This window comes from Chitinophaga pinensis DSM 2588 (assembly GCF_000024005.1).
Lineage (GTDB): Bacteria > Bacteroidota > Bacteroidia > Chitinophagales > Chitinophagaceae > Chitinophaga > Chitinophaga pinensis.
On the sequence record NC_013132.1, the window covers coordinates 2093775 to 2119782 of the forward strand.

General features: G+C 46.0%; 13 protein-coding genes. 12 read left to right on the forward strand and 1 reads right to left on the reverse strand.

The window, feature by feature from the left end; all coding sequences use genetic code 11:
* Positions 1 to 8 precede the first annotated feature (8 nt).
* The 8 genes from CPIN_RS08750 (at position 9) to CPIN_RS08785 (ending at position 21263) form a co-directional block, all read left to right on the forward strand.
* Positions 9 to 1310 carry a DUF4302 domain-containing protein gene (locus CPIN_RS08750; protein ID WP_012789409.1) on the forward strand — a complete coding sequence of 434 codons (1302 nt, stop codon included), beginning with the start codon at positions 9 to 11 and terminating at the stop codon, positions 1308 to 1310.
* Between the two features lie 24 nt (positions 1311 to 1334).
* Entirely contained in the window at positions 1335 to 10253 is an 8919-nt protein-coding gene (locus tag CPIN_RS08755) for a DUF8696 domain-containing protein (RefSeq protein ID WP_012789410.1), read from the forward strand.
* Positions 10254 to 10255: 2 nt separating this feature from the next.
* The gene (locus tag CPIN_RS08760; RefSeq protein ID WP_012789411.1) at positions 10256 to 14371 is read left to right on the forward strand and encodes a T9SS C-terminal target domain-containing protein; all 4116 of its coding nucleotides are present in this window, start codon (positions 10256 to 10258) and stop codon (positions 14369 to 14371) included.
* Positions 14372 to 14417: 46 nt separating this feature from the next.
* Positions 14418 to 15425: a PorP/SprF family type IX secretion system membrane protein gene (locus tag CPIN_RS08765; protein WP_012789412.1), complete on the forward strand. Its 1008-nt coding sequence runs from the start codon at positions 14418 to 14420 to the stop codon at positions 15423 to 15425.
* A gap of 18 nt (positions 15426 to 15443) precedes the next feature.
* Positions 15444 to 17204, forward strand: coding sequence for an OmpA family protein (locus CPIN_RS08770; RefSeq protein WP_012789413.1), 1761 nt, complete (start codon positions 15444 to 15446; stop codon positions 17202 to 17204).
* 3 nt (positions 17205 to 17207) lie between these two features.
* Entirely contained in the window at positions 17208 to 18245 is a 1038-nt protein-coding gene (locus CPIN_RS08775; RefSeq protein ID WP_012789414.1) for a PorP/SprF family type IX secretion system membrane protein, read from the forward strand.
* 89 nt (positions 18246 to 18334) lie between these two features.
* A complete protein-coding gene (locus CPIN_RS08780) occupies positions 18335 to 18913 on the forward strand; it encodes a collagen-like triple helix repeat-containing protein (protein ID WP_012789415.1) in 579 nt (192 codons plus the stop codon).
* A 94-nt stretch (positions 18914 to 19007) separates the two neighbouring features.
* Positions 19008 to 21263, forward strand: a complete 2256-nt coding sequence (locus CPIN_RS08785) for a GH92 family glycosyl hydrolase (protein ID WP_012789416.1) — start codon at positions 19008 to 19010, stop codon at positions 21261 to 21263.
* A 229-nt stretch (positions 21264 to 21492) separates the two neighbouring features.
* On the opposite strand, the gene CPIN_RS08790 is transcribed toward CPIN_RS08785, so the two are convergent.
* The gene (locus CPIN_RS08790) at positions 21493 to 21795 is read right to left on the reverse strand and encodes an ArsR/SmtB family transcription factor (protein WP_012789417.1); all 303 of its coding nucleotides are present in this window, start codon (positions 21793 to 21795) and stop codon (positions 21493 to 21495) included.
* Positions 21796 to 21897: 102 nt separating this feature from the next.
* Between CPIN_RS08790 and lysA the strand changes: the two genes are divergently transcribed.
* The 4 genes from lysA (at position 21898) to CPIN_RS08810 (ending at position 25660) form a co-directional block, all read left to right on the forward strand.
* Positions 21898 to 23205, forward strand: coding sequence for a diaminopimelate decarboxylase (lysA, locus tag CPIN_RS08795; protein WP_012789418.1), 1308 nt, complete (start codon positions 21898 to 21900; stop codon positions 23203 to 23205).
* A 32-nt stretch (positions 23206 to 23237) separates the two neighbouring features.
* Positions 23238 to 23891 (forward strand): suppressor of fused domain protein, encoded by a 654-nt coding sequence (locus CPIN_RS08800; RefSeq protein ID WP_012789419.1) that lies wholly within the window; start codon positions 23238 to 23240, stop codon positions 23889 to 23891.
* Positions 23892 to 24005: 114 nt separating this feature from the next.
* On the forward strand, positions 24006 to 24839 hold the full coding sequence (locus CPIN_RS08805) for a DUF4846 domain-containing protein (protein WP_222838189.1): 834 nt from the start codon (positions 24006 to 24008) through the stop codon (positions 24837 to 24839).
* Positions 24840 to 25117: 278 nt separating this feature from the next.
* On the forward strand, positions 25118 to 25660 hold the full coding sequence (locus CPIN_RS08810; protein ID WP_012789421.1) for a DUF1349 domain-containing protein: 543 nt from the start codon (positions 25118 to 25120) through the stop codon (positions 25658 to 25660).
* Positions 25661 to 26008: the final 348 nt, after the last annotated feature.

The following is a 26008-nucleotide window of genomic DNA, read 5'->3' on the forward strand; positions in this document are numbered from 1 at the left end:
AAGATATTATGTATAAACGCTTACTCCTGATATGTTTTACCTTTTTCGTACTGGCAGCCTGCCAGAAATCGGATGAAGACGTATTCAACGCTCCTCCCGATACCCGCCTGAACGATACCCTGAAAAAGTATAACGATATGCTGGTGGCAGCGCCATACGGCTGGAAAGGGCTGGTATATCCTTCCGGTCTGGAGCATGGAATATTCTCCTTTTACTTTCAGTTCAATGATTCCAACAGGGTGAAGATGTATGCGGATTTTGATTCGGCATCTTCCGTGACCATGGCAGAAAGCAGCTATCGCCTGAAGGCATTGCAGCAACCATGTCTCCTGTTTGATACCTACTCCTATATACACCTGCTGAGCGATCCTGACGGATCCGTAAATGGGGGTGTGTATGGCGAGGGACTGTATTCTGACTTTGAATTTTCTATCGAAGGAATGAGCGGAGACTCCATTGTACTCAAAGGAAGATATCATGGCAGCAGAGCGGTACTGGTAAAAGCAACAGAAGCAGAGAAGAATGCCTACAGCGCTGAAAAGAGTAATCGCCTGATCGATAAAATAGGTAGCTACCTCACTTACTTCAAACGCCTCACCATTAACAGTAAAGGATATGATGTGTCTTTTGATGTTGCCAGCAGAACCATTACAATCAGTTGGGTAGATGAAGGGGGCAATAACCATACAGCAAGCACTGGTTTCTACTATACACCTACCGGTGTAGCATTCTCTCCTGCAATCAGTACAGGTAATGAAACGCTGACCGGCTTTGACAATGTTACCTGGAATGCATCCACGACTACACTGGGTTTTACCGCCAATGGTAATACCGGTACAATCAAAGAAACTGCTAAACCGCTGGTAATAGATAAAGAGGCTGCTAAGAGCTGGTGGCAACAGCAGGTAGACGCAGGTAGCTACTGGGTAACCGTAGATGGATTTCACGTAGACGGTATTGACGATGCCTATGGCATTCAGCAATTGCCTAACTATTCCTTTGTTGTATTCTATCCGAAATTCGGCACAAGCGATAATACAGTGTATGACCTCTTAGGTTTTGTAACCCGCACTGAGGCCGGACAATACATCGAATACGGGCCTGCATTCAGCGCGCCGACTTTCAAGACAGACGGCCGCATCATATTCCCGTACCTGGGCATACTCGGAGAACTGCCGGATGGAGAGACTGCTGTCTCCAACACCATTACGAAGATCACAGACTCCAACGGATTCTACCTGGTAAAAACGAACAGCGGTTACGATATGGTAAGCGCTAAAGACGGAAAATCCTGGATATCCTGGTTTTAACAATCCAAAAAGAAAGTTATTCACATGAAACGGTATTCTACTTATTCTTTTTACAGGAGTTTGTTGCTCATGGCAGTAGCACTGCTGGGTATACTGCCTGTTAAGTCCCAGACCAAGGATATTAAACTGGGCTCCAGCACCTTCGGTAGCGAGATCAGCTGGTATCCATGCCCCTTGCAGGACTACAAACAAGGCGCCCGTGCACAATACCTGTATCTCGCATCCGACCTGCAGGCCGCAGGTATGAGCGCCGGTAATATCAGTGCCCTGGGTTTTAATGTGCTGAACCTGCGTGGTATGAGCATCATAGAAAACTATGTAATAAAGGTAGGTTTCGTGACATTGAATAACCTGGATGAAACCAGATGGGAAACCGTCACTAACCAGGTATACGGTCCTAACCACTACCTGCCGGTAGCGGGTTATAATAAGTTCGCATTTAATACGCCGCTTACCTGGAATGGTTCTGATAATATCATCGTCGAGGTATGTAACGGCGATCCTTCCGGTGGTACCAGCAATGAGAACCCGGAAGTGGCCTTTACCACCATGATGCCTTATAAAGCGGCACATACATTCAGGGGGAACGATGGTACAGAATGTAGTACCACTTCTACCGCCAACACCGGCGACCTGAATACGCGTCCTGATATCCTGTTTACCTGGACGCCGGCAGCTGCCTGTACGGGTACGCCTGCCGCAGGTACGGTAGTAGCGAATGCAGCAGAACTCTGTGCAACGGGTAAAGTATACCTGTCCCTGACTGGTACTTCACTCGCCTCCGGTTTAACTTTCCAATGGCAGTCTTCTGCTAATAATACGACCTGGACAAACATCGGCTTTGCAACCTTACCAAGTGTAACGGTGACACAAACGGGCAGTACCTGGTATCGTTGTGTAGTAACCTGTACCACTGGTAGCGCTGCTACATCTGCCAGTCAGCAGGTAGTAACGCCTGCGCCGGTGAGTGGTACTTTCATTATTGACAGCAGACAACCAACTGCCGGCAATAACTTCCATTCCTTCGCAGATGCAGTCAATTTTATCAGATGTGGTATCAGCGGTAATGTAATATTCAATGTTGCGGCAGGGTCAGGTCCTTATAACGAACAGGTCTCTGTTCCTGCTGTTACAGGTACATCTGCCAGCAGCACGATTACCTTCAATGGTAACGGTGAATTGCTGCATTTCCTGTCCGCCGATGCAAAAAAACAATATGTACTGGAACTGGATGGAATCGATTATGTAACGGTGAATAACCTGCAGATAAAAGCAGAAGGCACCGGCTTCCAGCAATATGGTACCGCTGTACACCTGACAAACGATGCAGATAATAACACCATCAACAACTGTACGATCACCAGTGACCTGGTAACCACCATCGATCAGTTTGTAGGTATCACTTTAAGTGGTGGTCCTGGTGCAACACAGGAAGATGCAAAGTGTGATAACAATACTTTAAGCAATAACACCATTACCGGTGGATATTACGGTATCGCCATGTTTGGCGGTCAGTTTACATCCGTATCCGGTAACAAGGTGATCAACAATAAAATATACGATGTTCACAACACCGGTATAAAACTGCAGGGCTCATTCAATACACTGGTAGAAGGTAATGAGATCAGTAATCCGACCAGAACTACCCAGTGGTACTTCGCAGGTATTGAACTGAATGGACTGAACACAAAAGCAATTGTTAACGCTAACCGTATCCATACCCCATATGGAGGTATGCCTGGTCAGGAACAGCCGGCTACGGGTATTAACGTTAACATGGTGGTAGCTATCACCGGTCTTGAAAATAAAATCACTAACAACCTGATCTATGATATGAACAGCGGCGCCGATGTTACCGGTATCGCCTGTTACTATTCCAATAATATCTGGTTGTATCATAACACCATCGTCCTGGACGGTGCTGCCGCTCAGGGTACTTACGCAACAAAAGGTTTTACGGCTGATAACGGTGCAGGTGGTCTCCAGTTTAAAAATAACCTGATCTACATTTCCAGGACGGGTAACTTTAAGAAACATGCCATGTATACAGATGGCGCGGGCTCCGGACTGGAATCTGACAGAAACGTGTTCTTCATCGCGAATACAGTGACGAATGCTTTTGTCGGATATGAAGGACAGGATGCCGCAACGCTTGCACAATGGCAGAGTATTTCCGGCCGTGAACAAGCTTCTGTTTTTGCACCGCCATTATTTGTAGATCCTTCAACCGGCAATTTCAAACCACAGAATAGTTCTGTGGATGATAAAGGCGCTTTCGCAGATGTAGTCCTGGATATCACAGGCGCTACGCGTAGCACGACTACACCTGATGCGGGTGCTTATGAATTTACCCCGCCTGCCTGTACAGCACCGCCTGCACCGGGTACTGCAACACTGTCTAAACCAGTGGTATGTCAGAATACCGATGTCATGCTGGGTGCAAACGGTAACTCCATCGGTATCGGGCAGAGTTATCAGTGGCAGACTGCCGCAACAGCAGCAGGTCCTTTCACTTCCATTGGTAATGTGCTGTCTGGCCCGGACACGACGATCACGGCCACCACAACACAATACTATCGCCTGGCAGTCACCTGTAGCGGAAATACTACTTTCTCCGTGCCGGTATTGCTGACGGTAAACCCACCTATGGCGCCGCAGACTTATACCATCAACAAAAATGCACCGGCTTCCGCACTCAACTTCACCAGCTTTACGTCTGCTGCGGATGCATTGTCCTGCGGTATCTCTGGCCCGGTAGTGTTCAACGTGGTGGCAGGTTCCGGTCCATATAACGAACAGATGATACTGGATACGATTAAAGGCGCATCCGCGACAAATACAGTTACTTTCAATGGTAACGGTAATACCATCGCTTACAGCTCAGACGTATCCTCAGAAAGAGCAGTGATCAAATTGCGTCATAGTGATTATGTGATTATTGATAGTCTGACGGTAAATGGTGACGGGAGTGGTCAGTACGGCGTTGGTATACAGCTGATGGACCATGCTGATAACAACATCATCCGCAGATGTAACATCATCGTAAGCACTACGGAATATTCCAAAGGAGTGGCGATGGTGATCAATGGTAGTGGTACTGATGAAGCAGAAAGCTATAACGCTTCTTATTGTAATAATAACCTGATAGAAAGAAATAATATCGTAGGTGGTTATTCGGCACTGACATTATTTGGTAAAGAAGAATACCCGGCTATGAATAACCAGATACTGAATAATAAGATCTCCGAATTCACGCAGAACGGTATCCTGACAGATGGTACACTTTATACCGTGATTGCGGGTAACACCATCAGCCGTCCTACACGTAGTGGCAGTATGAGTGACTTTAACGGTATCAAATCTTCCACACACAACGGTCTCCTCATTGAGAATAACCGCGTGATCAATCCTTTTGGTGGTAATAGTACCGCCTATGGTGGATTCGTAGGTATCTCTCTGGAGCAGACAAGAGGTAACGTATGGAATATTGTAAGAAACAATATCATCCATGCTACCGGTGGCAGCGGATCAACTGTTACAGCCATCTATGGCGGATTTACCAATAAAACCGGTATCTATCATAATACGATCGAAATAGAAAGTTCTCCTGACGCAGACGTACTGGGCTTCTCGCTGGACGGTAATGCAGACAGTCTGGCTTTCAATAACAATATCATCAGCCTCAGAAGCGAAACAAGTAACAGATACGACAGGATCGGTATTAAACTGGGTAATGCCAGTCAGCAGATCCTGAGTATCGGTAATAACAATATCTATCTTAAAGCAGCGGGTCGCTCCTATATCGGTAAAGTAGAATCTATCACGGTGCCTGATATCGCGACCTGGCAGGCTACGCCTTTTGGTATCGCTTCTATCAGTGTAGAACCGATCTACGCAGATATGCCTAATGGCAACTACGCACCGGTGATCTCTCCGTTTGACAATGCGGGTATACCAGTAGGTGTGACAAAAGATATCATCGGCGTAACAAGAAGTACGACTACACCTGACCTGGGTGCATATGAAATCAATATTCCAAAATGTACCACACCACCAACTGCCGGTACAGCTACAGCCACACCTGGCAGTGGTATTTGTCTCGGTGATACAGTGAGACTGGACCTGACAGGTAATACCAAAGGTGGTACGCAAACCTATCACTGGCAGCGTGCGAAAGCAGCTACCGGTCCGTGGACAAACTTCGGTGAATGGCAGTATGTGTCTACACTGGCTACACCGATCACTTTCGAAAATTACTTCCGTTGTATCGTAGTATGTGGTACTGATACTACTTATTCTGCTGCGGTAAAAGTAAATATGAACGCCGCATTTGCAGCAGGTCATTATACGATCGATCCGGCAAAACCAGCTGGTGTGACTAACTTCCAATCCTTCAATAAAGCAGTGGAAGCCCTGGAATGTGGTATCGATGGCGCTATCATATTTGATGTCGCCGCAGGTACTTATAATGAGCACATCAGTATGCATGAAGTAGCGGGCGCCGGTCCTGATGCAAGGATTACCTTCCGGAGCGCCAACGGTATCGCTACAGGTGTTGTACTGACCTACGCTTCTCCTTATGATACCAACTATGTAGTCCGCCTGGATAGTGCCAGCTATATTACTTTCAATGGTATCACCATGAAGGCGACAGACAATAACTACGGTAAAGTCGTTGTTATCTCTGGAGCAGCTGCTTACGACAGTATCCTGAACTGTAAGATCATTGCGCCGGATGTGATCAACAGCAGCACAGATGTTGCCGCTATCATCGGGGAAAACTATGTGGGTAATAACATCGTAATCAAAGGTAACACGATTGAAAATGGTTCTGCCGGTGTTTACTTCTATGGTCTCGGTGATCAGAGTCAGTCCCTGGATCATGTGATCGATAGTAACATCATCAACAACAGCTTCAAATGGGGTATCTATTCGCAGTATACCAGCCGTTTGCAGATCACCAGGAATACTATCAACCTGGATGGTGATATGAGTAGCTCCGGCTATGGTATCTATGTCTTCGAATCTGATACCGCCTGGCAGATCAATCAGAATACAGTTAACATCCTGAATACAGTATCCGGCGACAAAATATACGGTATCCAGGCAAGATGGGGTACTACGCCTACTTACGCGCCTTTCGAGATCATCGGTAATAAGGTGATCGCGCTGACCAACAACAAAGCATCGCTCTACGGTTTATATACCGGCGATAACAACAATACCAGTATTCTGAACAACGTAGTGAGCCTCGTAACAGCGAACAAAACAGTCTATGGACTGTATGTCGATGGTGATAAGGCAGCGACTTACTATAACAATACGATCTATAACGGATCTCCTGACCTCTCCGGTAAAACTACCAATATCACCGCCAGATTCAGAGATGACGATGGTAGCAGTGTAGTGGTAAGAAACAACATCTTCAGTCATGGTGCAGCAGGCATCGCCCTGGATATGGGTGGTGTAGCAGGAGAGAATACAGACTATAACCTGATCTATTCTTCCGGTGCAGTACTGGCTTCTACCTCTCTGTATAAAGATGCTACCCTGGCTTCATGGGTAGGACATACCGGACTGGATATACATTCTATCTTCTACAAGCCGGAACTGAACCTGACTGATGGTAGTCCGGTGCTGAATGCGCCTGGCGTATGGGCACTCAATGGCCGTGGTGTACAGATTCCTTTCAATGATCATGATATCAAAGGTCAGCCGAGGTCTGCCACCTTACAGGACGGTGTACCTGACCTGGGTGCATATGAGTTCGTGCCGACTTCCACACCAGCCTTGTTGACCGCTACACCTACAGCGCCTGCTGCCGGTACTACCCAGCACTTTATGATGGGTTCTGATAGCGTAATGTCAATCACCTGGGCCGCAGGTGCGCCGGTTCCTGCTACTGTGGATATCAGAAGATATACGGGTACCGTGCCGCCGAATGTAGATGCGTCTGTGGAAAAAATGTACTTCTACAATGATGTGACAACAAGCGGTACCGGTACATACGACTTCTCTGTGAAGACATTCTACATGGATCCATGGCAGGGGTTTGTAAGACAACAATCACAGCTGGGATTAGGCAGAACAGATACAGATGACAAGTGGCTGGTGACCGACAGTAGTAAAGTAGATGAATACAACAATTATATCACCGAATCCAAACTGAGCTTCCTTGATAAATTCACAGGTCTGGTAGATAGCGCAAGAGCAGTTGTTCCTGTCGTGATACCACCGGCTGACAGCTCCAACAGAGGTACCCGTTTCTGGGTGGCATATGGTCACCACGAGTTCTTCTTCAGTAGTAACGATCAGGATATGGTGCTTTATCTGAGTGCACAGGAAGCCGCGGACGTTACGGTGAAAGTGAATGGTACCAGCTGGATCAGACATTACCACCTGGATGCGAATTCAACCTTATCAACAGACAGAATACCGAAAAATGGGCTGGAAGATGCCCGCCTGGTATCCGAAGGTCTCTTTGACAGAGGTATCAGCATTGAAAGTGATAAACCGATTGTAGCATATGCGCATATTTATGGTAACCAGTCCTCTGGCGCCACCATGCTCCTGCCGGTAGGTACTTATGGATATGAATATTATGCGCTGGGTTATAACCAGGTATATGGTAGCGGTGACTACTCATGGGCGTATGTGATCGCAGATCAGCCAAATACAGTGGTAGAGATTACGCCGTCTGTTCCGACAGCTACCGGTCACCCAGCCAACGTGCCATTTACCGTAACCCTGAATAAGGGGGAGGTATATCAGGTAATGGGTGCAAGAGTAAATGAAACCACCGGTTATGATGTGACTGGTACGATCTTCAGATCAGTATCTAACTCTGCCGGTAAATGTTATCCGGTCGCCGTGTTCTCTGGTAACAGCCGTACCAGCGTTAGCTGTGATCCTACGGGCAGTGGTGGTAACGGAGATAACTTTATTCAGCAGTGTTTCCCTTCACAGGCCTGGGGTAAGCGCTATCTGACAGCTCCTACATCCACTGATGAAGATCCGTCCAAAATGATGGGTAACGTGTACAGGATTATGGTAAAGGATCCCGCTACAAAAGTGAAGGTAGATGGCGTATTACTGACCGGGTTGAATAAAGGTCGCTTCTACCAGTATGTAAGTGAAGAACCAGCCTATATTGAAGCTGATCAGCCAATTATGGTGGCACAGTATATGGCTTCATGGGGTAGATGTTTTAATACCGATGGTTACGGTGATCCTGAGATGATTTATCTCAGCCCGATTGAACAGGGTATTAAAAAGCTTGGTTTCTATCGTAATACTGAAGAAGGTATTGTTACCAACTACCTGACCCTGATCATTCCGACCAATGGTGTGAGCAGTCTGAAAATAGATAACAGCACATTGTTCGACTACAAATATCCGCACCCGTCATTGCCAGGTTACACGGTAGTAGTAAAACGTTGGGATGCAACGAAAGCACAGAGTTACGTAGAAAGTGATTCTGCATTTACTGCAATCACTTATGGTCTGGGTGAAGATGAAAGCTATGGTTATAACGCCGGTACGCTGGTAAGAAACCTGAATACCCGTGCTTCGATCTCCAACGTGAATAACGGTACAGGCGCTGCTAATGACTACACCTGTGAGAATACGCCGTTCAGGTTCACCTTTATATCGACACAACGGCCAACCTCTTTACAGTGGAACATCAGTAAGGTGAGCAATATCACACCTGCTGCTGATGTGACACAGAATAATCCGGTACCGGTCGATTCCTTCATGGCGAACAATAAGAAATACTACCGTTTCGCGATTGATGCAGACTACGCCTTCTCTAAAGCAGGTACTTATTATGTGCCGGTAGTGATGCAGGACCCATCATTCGAAGGCTGTGATAACAAAATAGAGACCTTCCTGCCGGTGAATGTAATAGCCGCACCGAAAGTTGATTATACTGCCACTTTCAACGGATGCGTAAGCGACTCCGTACACTTCGAAGGAACAGGTTCAACAACTAATAACGCAGCTATCACAAAATGGAAATGGGAGTTTGGTAACGGTGCGATAGATAGTATACAGTCTCCTGTATATCTCTACTCAGCTGGTGGTACATACGATGTGACCATTGGTCTGGTAGCAGAAGATGGTTGTATAGCCGATACGACCAAAGCACTGGAAGTAAAAGGACCTGCAGAAGGACTACTGGTCAATGACTCACTGGCCATCTGTATGGGTACAGCCGCTTCTTTCGAAGTACAAAGCCCTGCAACAGGTGTAGACTACAGCTGGTATGATGCCGCTGCAGGCGGTAATAAAATAGCGGATGGCAGTACACTGAGCGTCACCAATGTTACTGCAAACGCCATCTATTACCTGGAAACAAATAAAGAAGGTTGTGCTTCACCAGTACGTACACCTGCGGTACTCTCCGTATTGCCACAGCTGACGGCACCAGTTGTAACACTCGATTCCACAGGCGTAAACGCCCTGCGTTTCACCTGGGATGCGGTGCCAAATGCTTCAGGATATGAAGTATCCACCGATGGTCTGAACTGGACTACTCCATCTTCCGGCAGCAAAGGATTATTCCATATCCTTACCGGTTTACAACCCGTACAGGAAGTAAAACTCTGGGTAAGAGCGTTGGGCTGTAAACCAGTAGAAGCAGGACCGGTAAGCGGTACCACACTGCTGGGCGGTATCTATATCCCGAATGCTTTCACACCTAATGGCGATGCGGTGAACGATGAACTGAAAGTGTATGGTAGCATCATCAAAGACATCCACCTGATGATCTTCAACCAGTGGGGTGAAAAACTCTTCGAATCTGATGTACAGAACCGTGGATGGGATGGTACTTATAAAGGCAAGCCCCAGCCATCAGGCGTATACATGTATGTATGCAGACTGCAACTGGCAGATGGCAGTACGGTAGATAAGAAAGGAATTATCAACCTGATCAGATAACCATGACGACATTCGTAACCAACATTTTCAAAAACATGCAGGCAGCAGTCCGTACAGGCGCTGCTGCCTGCTTACTCACACTGTGCGGCGTTAGCGCGATGGCTCAGGGACTGTCCAACAGAGGTAAGGAATTCTGGGTTGGTTATGGACACCATCAGTTTATGGAACCCGGCTTCACCAATAGTCAGAACATGGTAGTGTACCTGAGTGCCGAAGAAGCTGCTAACGTGACTATAAGCATTGATGGAACCGCATGGTCAAGAACATATAATATTCCCGCTAACACCGTGATCGTAAGCGATCTCATTCCTAAAGCCGGCTCTGTAGATGCGAGGCTGTATTCTGTACCGCCTTCTTATGGTGGTACCGGTGGGGAAGGAGTCTTTAGCAACAAAGGTATTCATATCATAAGCGACGTACCGATCGTAGCTTATGCACATATTTACGGAAGCGTATCCTCCGGTGCTACAATGCTGATGCCGGTATCTACCTGGGGCTATTCTTATATCTCATTAAATAGCCAGCAGAGCTTTGCAAATGACTGTTTTTCCTGGATGTATGTCGTCGCGAAGGAAGACAATACGATGGTTGAGATTAACCCCTCTGAGTCGAGCCGTAACGGACGTCCAGCTAACGTACCGTTTACGGTGACGCTCAACAGAGGCGATATCTACCAGCTGGTAGGTGCGCCGCTCGGTGGCGGTAAAGGAAAAGAACTGACAGGTACGACTGTCCGCTCCATCGCCAATGCATCCGGTAAGTGTTTCCCCATAGCCGTATTTTCCGGTAGTAGCCGAACAAGTATCAATTGTCCGGGTAGTACCGCAGGCACCAGCGGAGATAATAATATGCAGCAGGTATTTCCCTATCAGGCATGGGGAAAACGTTACCTGACAGCTCCTATCTCCGGCAGAGTAGCCACTAGTTTCCAGACCAACTTATACAAAGTGGTCGTGAAAGATCCTTCTACTGTCGTAAAACGGAATGGTGTTGTACTGACGGGATTGTCTCATTCCTGCTACGAGTTTATCAGCAACACCGCCGATTATATTGAAGCTGACAAGCCGGTATTACTGGCGCAGTTTATGGCCTCTCAGGGTGGTTGTCCGAATACTACCGGTATAGGAGATCCTGAAATGATCTATCTCAGTCCTATTGAACAGGCCACGAAGAAAGTAGCCTTCTACAGGAATAATGTGGAAAAGATCGAAGTAAACGGCCTATTACTCGTGATTCCTGACAACGGTATTCCTTCGCTGAAAATAGATGGTCAGCCTACTTTTGATCTGAGTTATCCACATCCGAACCTGCCAGGATATACCGTGGTAGTGAAACGCTGGACAGCCGCCGCTGCACAATGTACCGTACAGAGTGATTCGGCTTTTAATGCTACTACTTATGGTCTGGGTGATTTTGAGAGCTACGGATACAATGCTGGTACTTTTATCAATAACCTGAATGCAATAGGGCAGATCCACAATCAGGCCGATACATCCAGGGCAATGCATCCATTCACCTGTGTGAATACGCCCCTGGATCTCTCTGTATTGCTGACCTATCAGCCTACAAAACTGGAATGGCAACTGAGTAAACTGGGCGCGAATATCAACCCTGCTGCGGATGTTTTGCAAGATTCACCGGCGCCTGCCAAACAACTGGTGATAGAAGGTGTACAGTATTACCAATATACATTACCACAGCCATATAGATTTCCGAATGCCGGTTATTATGATATTACCGTGTTATCCACAGCGCCGCATATTGACAACTGTAACAATACAGAAGAAGTCAATTTCACAGTAGCGGTGAAAGGGAAGCCAGATGCCGTTGCTGCTTATACTTTCTCTACTGCCTGTGAACTGGATACGGCGTATTTCGCAGGTAAAGACAGCAGTAATGGCTATAAATTGACCCAATGGAAATGGGTTTTCCCGGGTGGTGTTACATCCGCTTTACAGCAGACGGATCAGCACCTGAATGCAGGCACACAAGCCATCACGTTAGCAGTAGCTACGGAAGATGGTTGTGTGGCAGATACAAGCTTTAACCTGACAGTTTATAACAAACCGGTGGCAGATTTTGCCGCTACAACGGCGGCAATCTGCGCTGGTAGTACCGTTACTTTCAATGACAAGGCCGCCTATGTAGGTACTGCGCCAATAAAAGAATGGAACTGGGATTTTGGTAATGGTACCAGTAAAACGAATACCACCAACGCTGCCACAACAGCGGCCTATACGGACTACAAAACCTATACGGTCAGCCAGGTGGTGAAAGTAAGCGACCTCTGTGTGAGCGATACCGTAAAGAAAACAGTGACGGTATACGCTGCGCCGGTAGCCTCCTTTACCTATCCGGATGATTGTATCACACAGGGTACACCTGTACAGTTTACAAGTACTGCAACTGCCTCTGACGGACAGGCAATAGCTACTTATACCTGGGATTTCGGAGACGCCAATGCAACACCTGTCAATCCCAATACATCAACTGTCAACAATCCTTTACATTCCTATACCTACTATGGTTCCTATAAAATCCGGCACAGTGTGACGACCGTAAACGGTTGTGTGAAAGACACGTTGGTAACAGCTACTTTCAACGTAAAGCCTGTACTGACTTATGCGAGTATTCCAGCTGTTTGCGAAAGCGTAAAGGGCACCGTGTCCATTGCGCTTGCCGGGGTTACGAATGGCGTGACCGGGGCCGGTATCTACCGGGGCCCGTATATTGATGCTGCCGGCAATTTTAATCCGTCGGCAGCCCGTGCCGGCACACATACCGTCACATATGTGTTCACTGCGGATAGCGGATGTAAAGACTCTGTTACTGCCAACGTCAATGTACTGCCTGCACCTCTTGCTGATTTCTCGCTTACTGCGGATGTGTGCCTGGGAAGTGTAGTGACTATCACCGATCAATCTACGGTAGGCAGTGGTAGCATTATTACCTGGAACTGGCAGTTGGGAGATGGTACGACTGCTACGCAGAACAACAACAACCCTTTCAGTCAGCTGTATACAGCCGCAGGTACGTATGCCGTAAAACTGTCTGTCGTGAGTGATAATGGCTGTGTAAGCGATACCACTACCAAGAACGCTGTTGTACACGCATTACCGGTCGCCAATTTCAATCCGTCTGCAGCGATCTGTATGCCGGAGGGAAACGCAGTATTTACCAACTTATCTACCGCCGCAAATACTTATGAATGGAATTTCGGTGATGGCAGTGCCACTGCTACTGACAGAAACCCTTCACATGTTTTTACAACGGCAGGTAGCTACAATGTGACCTTATCGGTCGTATCTGCTTATGGCTGTACACATGATACCACTAAAACACTCAGCGCATTTTTCAATAAACCTACAGCTGCTTTTACAGCCTCTCCTGATACCTTATGTCAGGGTACAGACAATTTCTTCGCCGATAACAGTACAGTTGATAATGGCGCTATTAGTGCCTGGTCCTGGGAGTTTGGTGATGGTAGTTCCGACAATATCGCGGACCCTGTGAAGCGATACCAGGAACCGGGTGCTTACACTGTACAACTGACGGTGACAAGTACTGCAGGTTGTATCTCCGAGCCATTTACCGCACCGGTAACCGTGTATTTACAACCTGTAGTAGATGCCGGGCCTTCATTCGTGGTAGCAGAAGGATCTGTTGTACAATTCGCACCTGTTGTAAATAATGAAAACGAACTCACTTTCAGATGGACGCCTGCTACTGATCTGTCCAATCCGGATATCCTGCGGCCTGTACTGACCGTAACAGCAGATGCGGTATATACCCTGACTGCTACCGGCCTTGGTGGTTGTACCGCCAGTGATGACCTGTCTGTAAAAGTATTCAAAGAAGTAAAAGTCCCCAATGCTTTTTCTCCGAATGGAGATGGCATCAATGATACCTGGGTATTGACCAACCTGTCTGATTACCCGGAGTGTTCTGTTGAAATCTTTAACCGTTATGGACAGAAGATATTTCAGTCCACCGGTTATAAAACAGCATGGGATGGTACGATGAATGGACATCCGCTGCCACTCGCTACTTACTATTATGTCATAAAAATAAAGAATGGATCTGCGCCGCTGACTGGTTATGTAGTGTTGGTGAGATAAGTATAAACAACTATTTAAAACATTGATCAAATAAAAAGCTGACATCATGAGAACTTTTACCAAAGCATTGTTGATGCTGTGCTTAGTGGGCCTGACCGGTAAAAAGCTGCAGGCGCAATCCGACCCGCACTTCTCCGGTTACTATGTGTATCCGGCATGGTTGAATCCTGCGCTGACAGGTGTATTTGATGGCGACTACCGTGTATCTGCCATCTATCGTTCTCAGTGGGGAAGTGTGAGCAGCCCTTTTAAAACCTATGGTATTGCAGGAGAAGTGAAGACGAATAACAATATCAACTTCGGCGCCAGTGTACTGAATCAGAAAGCAGGAGACGGAGGATATAACTATACGACTGCCTATGGTAGCGCTTCTTATACAGGTGTACGCCTGGGTGCATTCGAACAACACAGGCTGGTATTTGGTCTCCAGATGGGACTGATCCAACGCAGATTTGATCCGGCTAAACTCCACTTTGGTGATCAATGGAATCCTATCACTGGTTACAATCCTGGCCAGGCTACCAATGACATGTTCAACAAAACAACTTCCGCCGCTTTTGATGCAGGCGCCGGTGTATTGTACTATGATGCACAGCCGGGTAAGAAATATAATCTCTATGGTGGTTTTTCTGTCATGCACCTGAATAAACCAAGTGATCAGTTCAGCGCTACCGGCGATGCCCGCATCCCTATGCGTACCACTGCACATGCCGGTGTAAGAGTGACCATTTCAGAACTGTTCAGCCTCACGCCCAACGTCCTGTATATGAAGCAGGGTGCAGCGTCTGAGAAGATGCTGGGTGCTTATGGTCAATACGCTGTATCAGCTGAAACAGATGTCATGCTGGGGGCTAACTATCGTCTCAAAGATGCATTCTCTGTCTATACAGGGGTAAGCTATAAAAGCTTTATGCTCGGATTGAGCTATGATGTCAACTCTTCTGATCTGGGTAAGATCACCAGGGGTAATAACAGCTTCGAACTCTCTTTATCATTCATTGGCAGGAAGTCAGTGAAAACACCAGCCGGTGATTTCGTTTGCCCAAGGTTATAAAGAAAAAAAGATTACAACATGAAGAAAGTATTTCTGACAATGATAGCCCTGTCCGCGATGCAGCTGGTATGGGCACAACATAAAGTGAGTTATCTGAAAGCCGCGGATAGCTATTACAAACAGGCAGATTATTATTCAGCTTCTATGTACTATGAAAAGTACCTGGCTGTGAATATCAAAGCTGCTGCTAAAGAAGGATATAATCCATATACAGCGCCGGGTGGTACGGCGAAGCCTGCACCTTCAGCAGATGAAGTGCTGGCGGCTTATCAGTTGGGTGATAGTTATCGTCACTTACACGATCATGATAAGGCAGCGCCTTTATTTGCAAAAGTAGTAGCGGCTGATAGCAGCCGTTTCCCGCTGGCAGCTTATTACTACGGAGAAAGTTTACGTGCACTGGCAAGATATGATGCCGCTGAAGCTGCGTTCAAAGATTTCCTGTCCCGCTATGATAAAAAGGATGCATACAGTAGTGCGGCAGCGCAGGAGCTACGTAACCTGCCTTTTATCCGCGAACAGTTACAGCAAAAAGAGCAGTCCGATTACCATATAAGAAAAGCGTCCGCCGCGCTTAATGCCGGCGGCGCTTCTTATGCGCCTGTATGGGCAGGTGATCAGTTAATATATACTTCTACTAAAGAATCCAATTACACCAACCGTATCTATCTGGCGAAAGATACGGCTGCTGTTACCAGCCGCGCCGGTATTCCACAGGCAGCAAAGACCCATCAGGGTGCTGTAAGTATTTCCGCTGATGGGAATGTAATGTATCTCACACAATGGACGACCGCTGATGGCAAGAAGTCAGCAGCTATCTATTCCAGCTATAAAGAAGGGGATAAATGGAGCGAACCGGTTAAACTGGATGCGGTGATCAATGCCGCAGGCGCTAATACGCAACAGCCTTTTATCATGTCTGATGGCCGCCATCTGTTGTTTGCCAGCGACAGGGCAGGAGGGCTGGGAGGATATGACCTCTGGAGCGCGGAACTGGATGCTGCAGGTAAACCATTGTCTGTACAAAATCTTGGACCAGCCATTAATACTTCTTCGGATGAAGAAGCACCTTTCTTTCATCCTGCTTCCGGCACCCTGGTGTTTGCCAGCAATGGCCGGACAGGTATGGGAGGTTTTGATCTCTATTATGCAAAGGGTAATCTGACGAAATGGGAAACGCCTGTCAACTTCGGTTATCCGGTGAATGATGTGAAGGATGATATGTATTTCTTCAGCCGCAGCAAATCGGAATATATCCTGGAAGATGCCTGGTTCTCTTCCGACCGTTCTGCAGAATGTTGCCTGGAATTATTCAGTCTGCACCTGGCGCCACCGCCGCCGCCTGTGAAAGAAGAACCTGTAGTGGCTGTGACTCCTCCGCCAACCCTGGCCGATACCATCCTGAATGCGCCGGTGAATACAGCCATTACCATGCAGGAGATTTACTACGAAGTGAACGAATTTATACTGACGCCTGCTTCTCATCCGGCGCTGGACAAACTGGTGGCTTTACTGAAAGACCATCCGCAGATGGAAATAGAGATCAGTGCACATACGGATAACACAGGTTCTGCCGCTTACAACCAGCAACTGTCAGAAAAACGTGCACTGAACTGTGTGGCTTACCTGGTGGATAAAGGTATCGACAAGAAACGTTTACAATACAAGGGATATGGCGCTACCAAACCGGTAGCACCTAATACCAATCCTGACGGAACAGATAATCCGGAAGGCAGAAGACTGAACAGACGTATCGAACTGAGGATCTTAAAACAGTAGCGTATGCAGCTGAAGGGCATGATAACAGCGATAATACTTGTACTGGCCTTGCCGGTACAGGTATTGGCGCAACAGCAACCACACTATACACAGTATGTACTGAACACGTTTATCATTAATCCTGCCGTAGCGGGGATAGAGAATTACTGGGATGTAAAGGCCAGTCATCGTCATCAGTGGACGGGTGTGAATGGAAGTCCGGTCACCACCTATCTCACCATACACGGTCCTTTGCGTAAAACAGACTATCCGCAGGCATCTGCAACGGGTTTTAATCCGGAAGGATCCAACCCCAGAGGGAAGGCGTATTGGGAGACTTATACAGCCCCTCCTTCACATGCAGGCGCAGGAGTTACTATCCTGAATGACAAGACAGGACCGCTGAGCAGGTTTTCCTTCAGCGGTACGTATGCACATCATATCGGGATAGCGCCGGGTACCAGTCTGAGTGCAGGTATCAGTGTCGGTGCGCAACGCATCTCCCTGGATGCGACCGCCTTAGAGTTCCAGAATCCTTCTGATCCAGCCATCGCTTCCAGCACCGTATTAGGCCGTTGGAGGCCGGACGTGAGCGCAGGGCTGTATCTCTATTCATCACAATATTTTGCCGGTATTTCCGCTCAGAATGTAGTGCCTTCAGGGATTGGTTTTGATGATGGGAAAGTAAAAGGAGACAGCATCTACAGAGGCAAACTGGTACCACATTTATTTGCGACGGCGGGATACCGCTTGTGGGTAAATGAGGAGGTGAGTCTGCTGCCTTCAGTAATGATCAAATATGTGACGGCATTGCCTGTGAGCTTTGATGTCAATGCCAAACTGCAATACCGGGACCGCATATGGGTAGGCGGATCTTACCGCTATAACGATGGTATTGCTGCAATGGTGGGGATTAATGTGAATGCCACTTTTAACATCGGGTATTCTTACGACTATACAACTTCCGGACTGAATATAGCCAGCCATGGTTCTCATGAAATGGTATTGGGTATTATGATCGGGAATCGCTTTGCGGATCTGTGTCCGCGTAATATGTGGTAACTCTTATACAGCACAGCTGCTTCAACGGAAACTATTTGATGGAGACAATTCAATCACTTTAACTTAAAATTCAAAACCTAAATCGAAACATGAGAAAGATGTCATTGTATGCTTTAATGTTATGCGGTATTATTTTCTTCGGTGCATGTGGTAAAGATGGTGAAACTGGTCCTGCGGGCGCAAAAGGTGATACCGGTGCAGCTGGTCCTGCCGGTACGCCTGGTAAAGATGCCACTTCCGGTATTATCTATTCTGACTGGCTGGATGTCACCTTCACCGCTGTAAAGGAAGAAACAGATGACAACGGTAATGGCGTACTCGATACAATCTTCTTCGGCGCACAGATCGAAGCAGAAAAGATCACGGACGAGATCCTGTCTACCGGCGATGTAAGAGTATTTATCAATACTTATTCTGACGCAGAGAAAGATATCGCACCTTTGCCATATGTGAGTCCGGTGACCGGCGCTACGATCAGCCCGTCTTTTTCCACTGGTCTGATCACACTGCTGGCAAACGGTCCGTTCAACACTTTTACAGATGGTACAGCAAAATATCAGCAATACAGATATGTAATTATTCCCGGTGGTGCTGAAGCCCGTAAAGCCGCTGGTATCGACTGGAATGACTACAAACAGGTGAAAGCTTACCTGCACCTGAAAGACTAAGAAATAGTAAAAAGGGCATAAAAAAGAGACTCCGGTTTTGGAGTCTCTTTTTTCATTTGTACTTTACCTGTCCTATCATGCAAAAAGGAATCTAATGAAAAGAAACAGGTACTTGATAAGTACAGCCATTTTAGTCTTAGGAATTACCACGTCAGCGTTGGCTCAGGTGGGTGCAGGCAGCACCTGGAAACCTACAGGAAATTTAACTTATGTAGATCCCACTATCGGTAGTGTGGGACTGATTCTGGAGCCTACCAGGCCCGCTATGTATCTGCCAAACAGTATGGTGAGGGTATTCCCTTCCCGGAAAGATCAGCTGGAAGATCAGATCAACTTTTTTCCACTGACAATAGCCTCTCATCGTCAGCAAAGCCTTTTTGGCTTTATGCCGCTTTCCGGTGAGGTGAATACCGAAAACTGGAAGCGTTCAAGAGTGTATGACCGGGAAAAGATATCACCTTGCAAATATTCTGCATATCTGGATGATACTGACGAGATCACATTTGCACCCGCAGCTCACAGCGGATATTTTGAGATTGACTTTACAGGTAATACGCCGCATTACCTGCGTCTGAGCATCCTCAACCGTGACGGAGATTTGACCGTAGACGGTAAACGCGCTATCAGTGGCCGGGAAACTTTCAACGGTATGAGCGCTTATTTTTATGCGGAAGTGAATGCGGATATCATCGGTACCGAATACCGCGGAGATAAGAAACAGCACCTGTTTGCCGCATTGGGTAACAATCCGCAGAAAATAGCCGTACGCTACGGTGTTTCCTTCATCAGCGTAGAACAGGCGAAAGCTAACCTGAAGAAAGAAATTCCTTTATGGACGATTTCACCGCTCGTGATTAAAGGTGCAGCAGCCTGGAACAAGGTGCTGGGTCAGATTAATGTAAAAGGTGGTACAGACGCACAGAAGCGGGTATTCTATACCTCCCTGTACCGCGCTTACGAGCGCATGGTGAATATCAACGAGTACGGTCAGTACTACAGCGCCTACGATCATAAAGTACATACTTCCGACAAGCCTTTCTATGTGGATAACTGGCTATGGGATACCTACATCGCACTGGAACCACTCCAAACACTGTTAAATCCGGAAATGGAAGCCGATAAGATCCGCTCTTATGTGGATATGTACGAGCAGAGCGGCTGGATGCCTTCATTCGCAGTAGCGCATGGTGATATGCCTTGTATGACAGGTAACCACGCAGCGGCATGGATGGCAGATGCCTGGTTCAAAGGCGTACGCAATTTCGATATTGCAAAGGCATATGAAGGACTGAAAAAGAACTCCTTACAGGCTACTTTACTGCCCTGGAGAAACGGTCCTGCTACCTCGCTGGATACATTCTACACAGAACATGGTTATATGCCTTCCCTGAAACCGGACGAGAAAGAAACCGTGAAGGAAGTAGATGATTTTGAACGCCGTCAGGCAGTAGCGGTAACACTGGAAAACAGCTATGACGACTGGTGTATTGCCCAACTGGCAAAAGCAGCTGGTCATCCGGAAGACATTCCGTTGTTCCTGAAACGTGCCACTAACTACAAAAATGTATATCGTGCAGATAAAGGCTTTATGTGGCCGAAAGATGCAGATGGTAACTGGATAGAACCTTTTGATCCTAAGTTCTCCGGCGGACAGGGCGGACGTGACTATTTCACGGAAAACAATGCTTACACCTATAACTGGGATGTAAAACATGACCTGACCGGCTTATTTGACCTGATGGGTGGAAAAGCAAAGGCAGAGGAAAAACTGGATCAGTTATTCCGTGAAAACCTGGGTCGTAGTAAATACAATCTCTGGTATACCTTCCCGGATGCAACTGGTATGGTAGGTCAGTTTGTAATGGGAAATGAACCAAGTTTCCACATTCCTTACCTCTACAATTACACCGGTGCGCCATGGAAAACACAGAAACGTATCCGTATGCTGCTGGATACCTGGTATACTGACAACCTGTTTGGCATTCCAGGAGATGAAGATGGTGGTGGTATGACCGCATTTGTGGTATTCTCCATGATGGGTTTCTGTCCGGTAACCCCTGGTATTCCGGTGTATAATATCGGTAGCCCGGTGTTCTCTGAGATTACCATCAAATTGTTCAGTGGTAAGACATTCACGATATCAGCACCAGGTAGTTCTGCTACTAAAAAGTATATCCAGCGTGCTACGCTGAACGGTCAGCCGCTCAATGTACCCTGGTTTACACATGAAGACCTGCTGAAAGGTGGTGTACTGGAACTGGTAATGAGCGAATCGCCTAATAAAGAATGGGGTACAGGAGCGCAGGCAGCGCCGCCTTCTTCCCTCAATTACAGCCCGGCGGGAAAATAAAAATTAAAAATTAAGAATTAAGAATTAAAAATCGGGGCTGAATGTATTGATATCGAGGTACTTTCCAGACCAATTTTAATTCGTAAAAATATAAGGGGCTGACCAAAATTTTACTTTGGTCAGCCCCTTATATTTTACTATTTATAGTTATAACTTACTTAATTATCTAATAAACAACAATCTTCGCTGCATTTCCAATTCTTAATTCCTAATTCCTAATTCCTAATTTTTACAGTTCCTTTAATATCAAATCCCCCAACTGCTTTATCGCCTCTTCATTTCGCTTATAATGCGTCCACTGCCCTAAACGGGTCGCTATCAGCAGATTAGCCCGCTGTAATAAAGACAGGTATTCTGACACGGTGGATTGTGTCAGTCCTGATTTCTGCTGAATGTGTCCCACACATACACCTGTTTTCGCAAACTCACCACATTCCTGTTTAGGGAAATGTTTTTCCGGTTCCTTCAGCCAGGCTAATATTTCGAGCCTCTTTTTGTTGGATAAGGCCTTAAAAACGTCTACTTGATCCATACTACAAAGGTATCGGAATTCCCCGATTTTTAGCCGTAGCGATTTTATAATGTTTTCATAACAATAATTTCTGCTATCTTAATGTTTTATAGATAATTTTTTATGGATTTGTTTCAATATAAGAATGGCGTACTGTATTGCGAGGATGTTCCCGTAGACAGTCTGCCGGCCAAGGGCCTTCCGACTCCTTTTTACCTGTATTCTGCGAACACGCTCAGGTTGCATTATAAGAAGATTTATGGTGCTTTTGAGAAGCTGGATCCTGTCATCTGTTTTTCGGTAAAATCGAGTAACAATGTTCACCTGCTGAATGAACTGGCAGCCCTGGGCGCCGGTATGGATATCGTGAGCGGGGGAGAGCTGTTTGTGGTGAAACAGAGCAATGCTGACCTGTCTAAAGTAGTTTTTGCAGGTGTAGGTAAATCTGATGAAGAAATCACGGACGCCATCCTGAGTGAGGTGGGTTATATCAATATCGAGTCAGAACAGGAACTGGCAAGGGTACAGGAACTGGCAGGCGACCTGAAAAGAGAGGTGAGTGTACTGATCCGCATACAGCCGGATATCACCGACGAAAAGACCAATGAAAAGACCCGGACAGGTTATAAAGGTGCAAAATTCGGGATTGATTATGCAAACGTGGAAGCGCTGATAGAAGAGAATGCAGATCATCCTTTTGTGAAAATCAAAGGACTGCATTGTCATATTGGTTCACCGATATCTTCTTATACATTTTATGAAGAATGTATCCGTAAGATGGTAGGTCTGACGGAGTCTTTGAAGCAGAAGAATATCATCCTGAAAGTATTGAATATCGGAGGTGGATTTCCTGCTAATTACATGGATAACGACAATTTCTCCTGGGAGAGTTTTGCCGGTCCGATCATTGAATTACTGGAGCCTTATGTGAAAAAGGAAGGATTTAAGATCATCCTCGAACCGGGAAGGTCTATTTCTGCGAATACAGCGGTCCTGGTCACCAGGGTACTCTACGTTAAAAAATCCGGCGACAAAAATATCGCGATACTGGATGCCGGTATGACGGAACTGATCCGTCCGGCGATGTACAATGCCTTTCATTTCATATGGCCGGTTAAGCCGGAGGCACAGCACCTGCTGACTAACAGGAACTATCCGGTAGAACAGGAAGGATTGACAAATTATGACGTGGTAGGGCCTATCTGTGAATCGTCCGATTACCTGGCGAAGGAACGTGCTTTGCCGCCATTACAGCAGGGAGATTATGTAGCCGTATTTACTGTAGGCGCCTACGGCATGGTAATGGCCAGCAATTATAACCTGCATGTGAGACCCGCTGAAGTAATGATTGATAAAGACAAAATATATATCATCAGGGAACGTGAAACCCAGCAGGACCTGGTGAGAAAAATGATCAGACACGAACTGTAATGTTAATCACCAATTGTAAATGTTAATCACCTATGACAAAGGAAGAGTACAGTAAACTGTTCACGGCAGATGATGCAGTGGGCTGGCTGGCAATTGACAAACAGCTGGACAGCATTTATCCGGGACAGGAACCAAGGCATTATGCACCGCCTTTACATTTCATGGTCGGAGGAGAAGACCCTATTGACGGTACCAGCATCTATGACAGTGAAAAGCAGATGAAGCACTTACACCTCGTCAGCTATGGCATGTCACAGTTATATTATGATGAAGAACAGGCTGGTAAGGAATTCAGTAAATGGGGCTTCGAATTTACCTTCCGCTTAAAACCATTTGCAGAAGATGAAGGCGATCCCGGATGGGCCATCCGGATGATGAATAACCTGGCCCGCTATGTATATAAAAGCGAGCGTTGGTTTGAACCTTACCATTTTGTACCTGCAAACGGGCCAATCAGACTGGAAACGGCAACGGATATTGTAGGACTGGCATTTGTCCAGGATCCTGAATTAGGTGTGATAAATACACCGCATGGTGAAGTGACGTTCCTGCAGATGGTAGGACTGACAAAAAAAGAAGTTGAACGACTGCTGGCTAAACCACAGACCAGTGAAGTCGAAAAGCTGATCGACGAGATGCGGGAATATAACCCGCTGCTGATTACAGATCTCGACAGAGCAGACTAATTGAAAGAGCCCGCATAAAAGCGGGCTCTTTTTTTGCAGTATATGCAAGAAAAAAGTTAACACCTGTTTATGGAATCCTGTTGTAACCCGCATCCTATTAAAAACGTTGTTGCCTTGAAGTACTTATCCTGGACCTTTGTGGTCCTGTTTGTTACCGCGGTTGCTGTACTGTCCTGGCAATATTTACAGGCCAAAGCACCGCATCCGGTATCTGCCCCTTACTATAAAACAGTAGGACAGCTGCCATTGCCGCCCGGTTTTAAAAGAGAACCTGTAGCGAAAGGGTCATTTGGTGAATGGCTCAGGACAATTCCTTTAAAAACAGATAATACGGTATATCTGTATAACGGACAGAAAAAGGGAAATCAGACTGCACAATATGCCGTACTGGATATCTCTGTTGGCAAAAAAGATTTACAGCAATGTGCAGATGCCGTGATTCGCTTATATGCAGAGTATTTATATGCATCGCACCAGTATACGAAAATAGCCTTTCATGCTACGGATGGTACATTGATGGACTACAGCAGCTGGATGAAAGGATATCGCTATCCTGTAAAACAGGGCCGTTTACAGAAGCAGCTGACGGGTGCGCCTTGTAAGGGAGATGCTTGTTTTGCTGATTTTCTGCAGACCGTTTTCTCTTACGCCGGCACTTTATCGCTCAGTAAAGAATTGAATGTTGTGAATAATCCTGCTGCCATCAATATCGGTGATGTGTTTATCCGTGGAGGTTCTCCTGGTCACGCTGTGATCGTAATGGATATGGGTGTCAATAACGCGGGACAGAAGACTTTTTTGCTGGCACAGAGTTATATGCCCGCACAGGATATTCACATACTGCAAAATCCAACCAGGAATCAAGATCCCTGGTACCAATATAACGGCGGAAAAATATTAAGCACACCCGAATGGATTTTTGACTGGAACCAGCTAATGAGGTTCTGATAAGATTGTCACTCCCTATACCATGTAATGCCGGTCAGGCTGCTGATCCACACATCAGTATGCCTGCCGGCTTTTTGAATGTCTGTCTTTCCCGGCATGACATACTGATTTTGCAATTGAGGTGAAACACATCAGTATGCCTGTCAACTTCTTGAATGCCGGTCTTTCCTGTTATACCACACTCCTTTTGAAGTTCAGGTAAATTTGAATATTTTGCAATGATGTAACCCGTTCCTTTCTATTATTCACCAACTTTTTTATTCGCTCAAAACAATCCGATGAAGTGGAATAACGAACCCAAAAACTGGTCAGGTAATGAAACAAAACTCAGTTGTACCATTGAACCAGACACCGACTATTGGCGGATCACACATTATGGTTTTATCCGTGATAACGGTCCCTTTTATTATAAAGAAATGACAGGGAATTTTGAAGCCGGCGTAAAGATCAGCGGACAGTATACAGAACTGTTTCACCAGGCTGGCTTAATGGTCAGAATTGATGAAAAGAACTGGATCAAAACCGGTATTGAATACGTGGATGGTGTACAGAATGTAAGCGCCGTCGTTACCCGTGAAGTGTCTGACTGGTCTGTGATACCCAGACATGACAGTCCGGCTGCTATCTGGCTGACCTTACTCCGAAAAGGCGATTATGTAGAGATAAAATACTCTTTTGATGGCGTGAAATATGAGATGTTGCGACTGGCTTATTTTCCGCCTGATGTAAAGGCAGGTATTGGTATTGTGGCTGCGGCTCCGGGAAAGGAATCGTTTGAGGTGGTATTTGAAGATTTTCAGGTGAAAGAAATTAAGAATTAAGAATTAAGAATTAAGAATTAAGAATTAAGAATTAAGAATTAAGAATTAAGAATTAAGAATTAAGAATTAAGAATTAAGAATTAAGAATTAAGAATTAAGAATTAAGAATTAAGAATTAAGAATTAAGAATTAAGAATTAAGAATTAAGAATTAAGAATTAAGAATTAAGAATTAAGAATTAAGAATTAAGAATTAAGAATTAAGAATTAAGAATTAAGAATTAAGAATTAAGAATTAAGAATTAAGAATTAAGAATTAAGAATTAAGAATTAAGAATTAAGAATTACTCCGCGCTAAAAAAAAAATTACCAAAACTTAAGACATTATCAGAAAAGGATGCCTTCAATA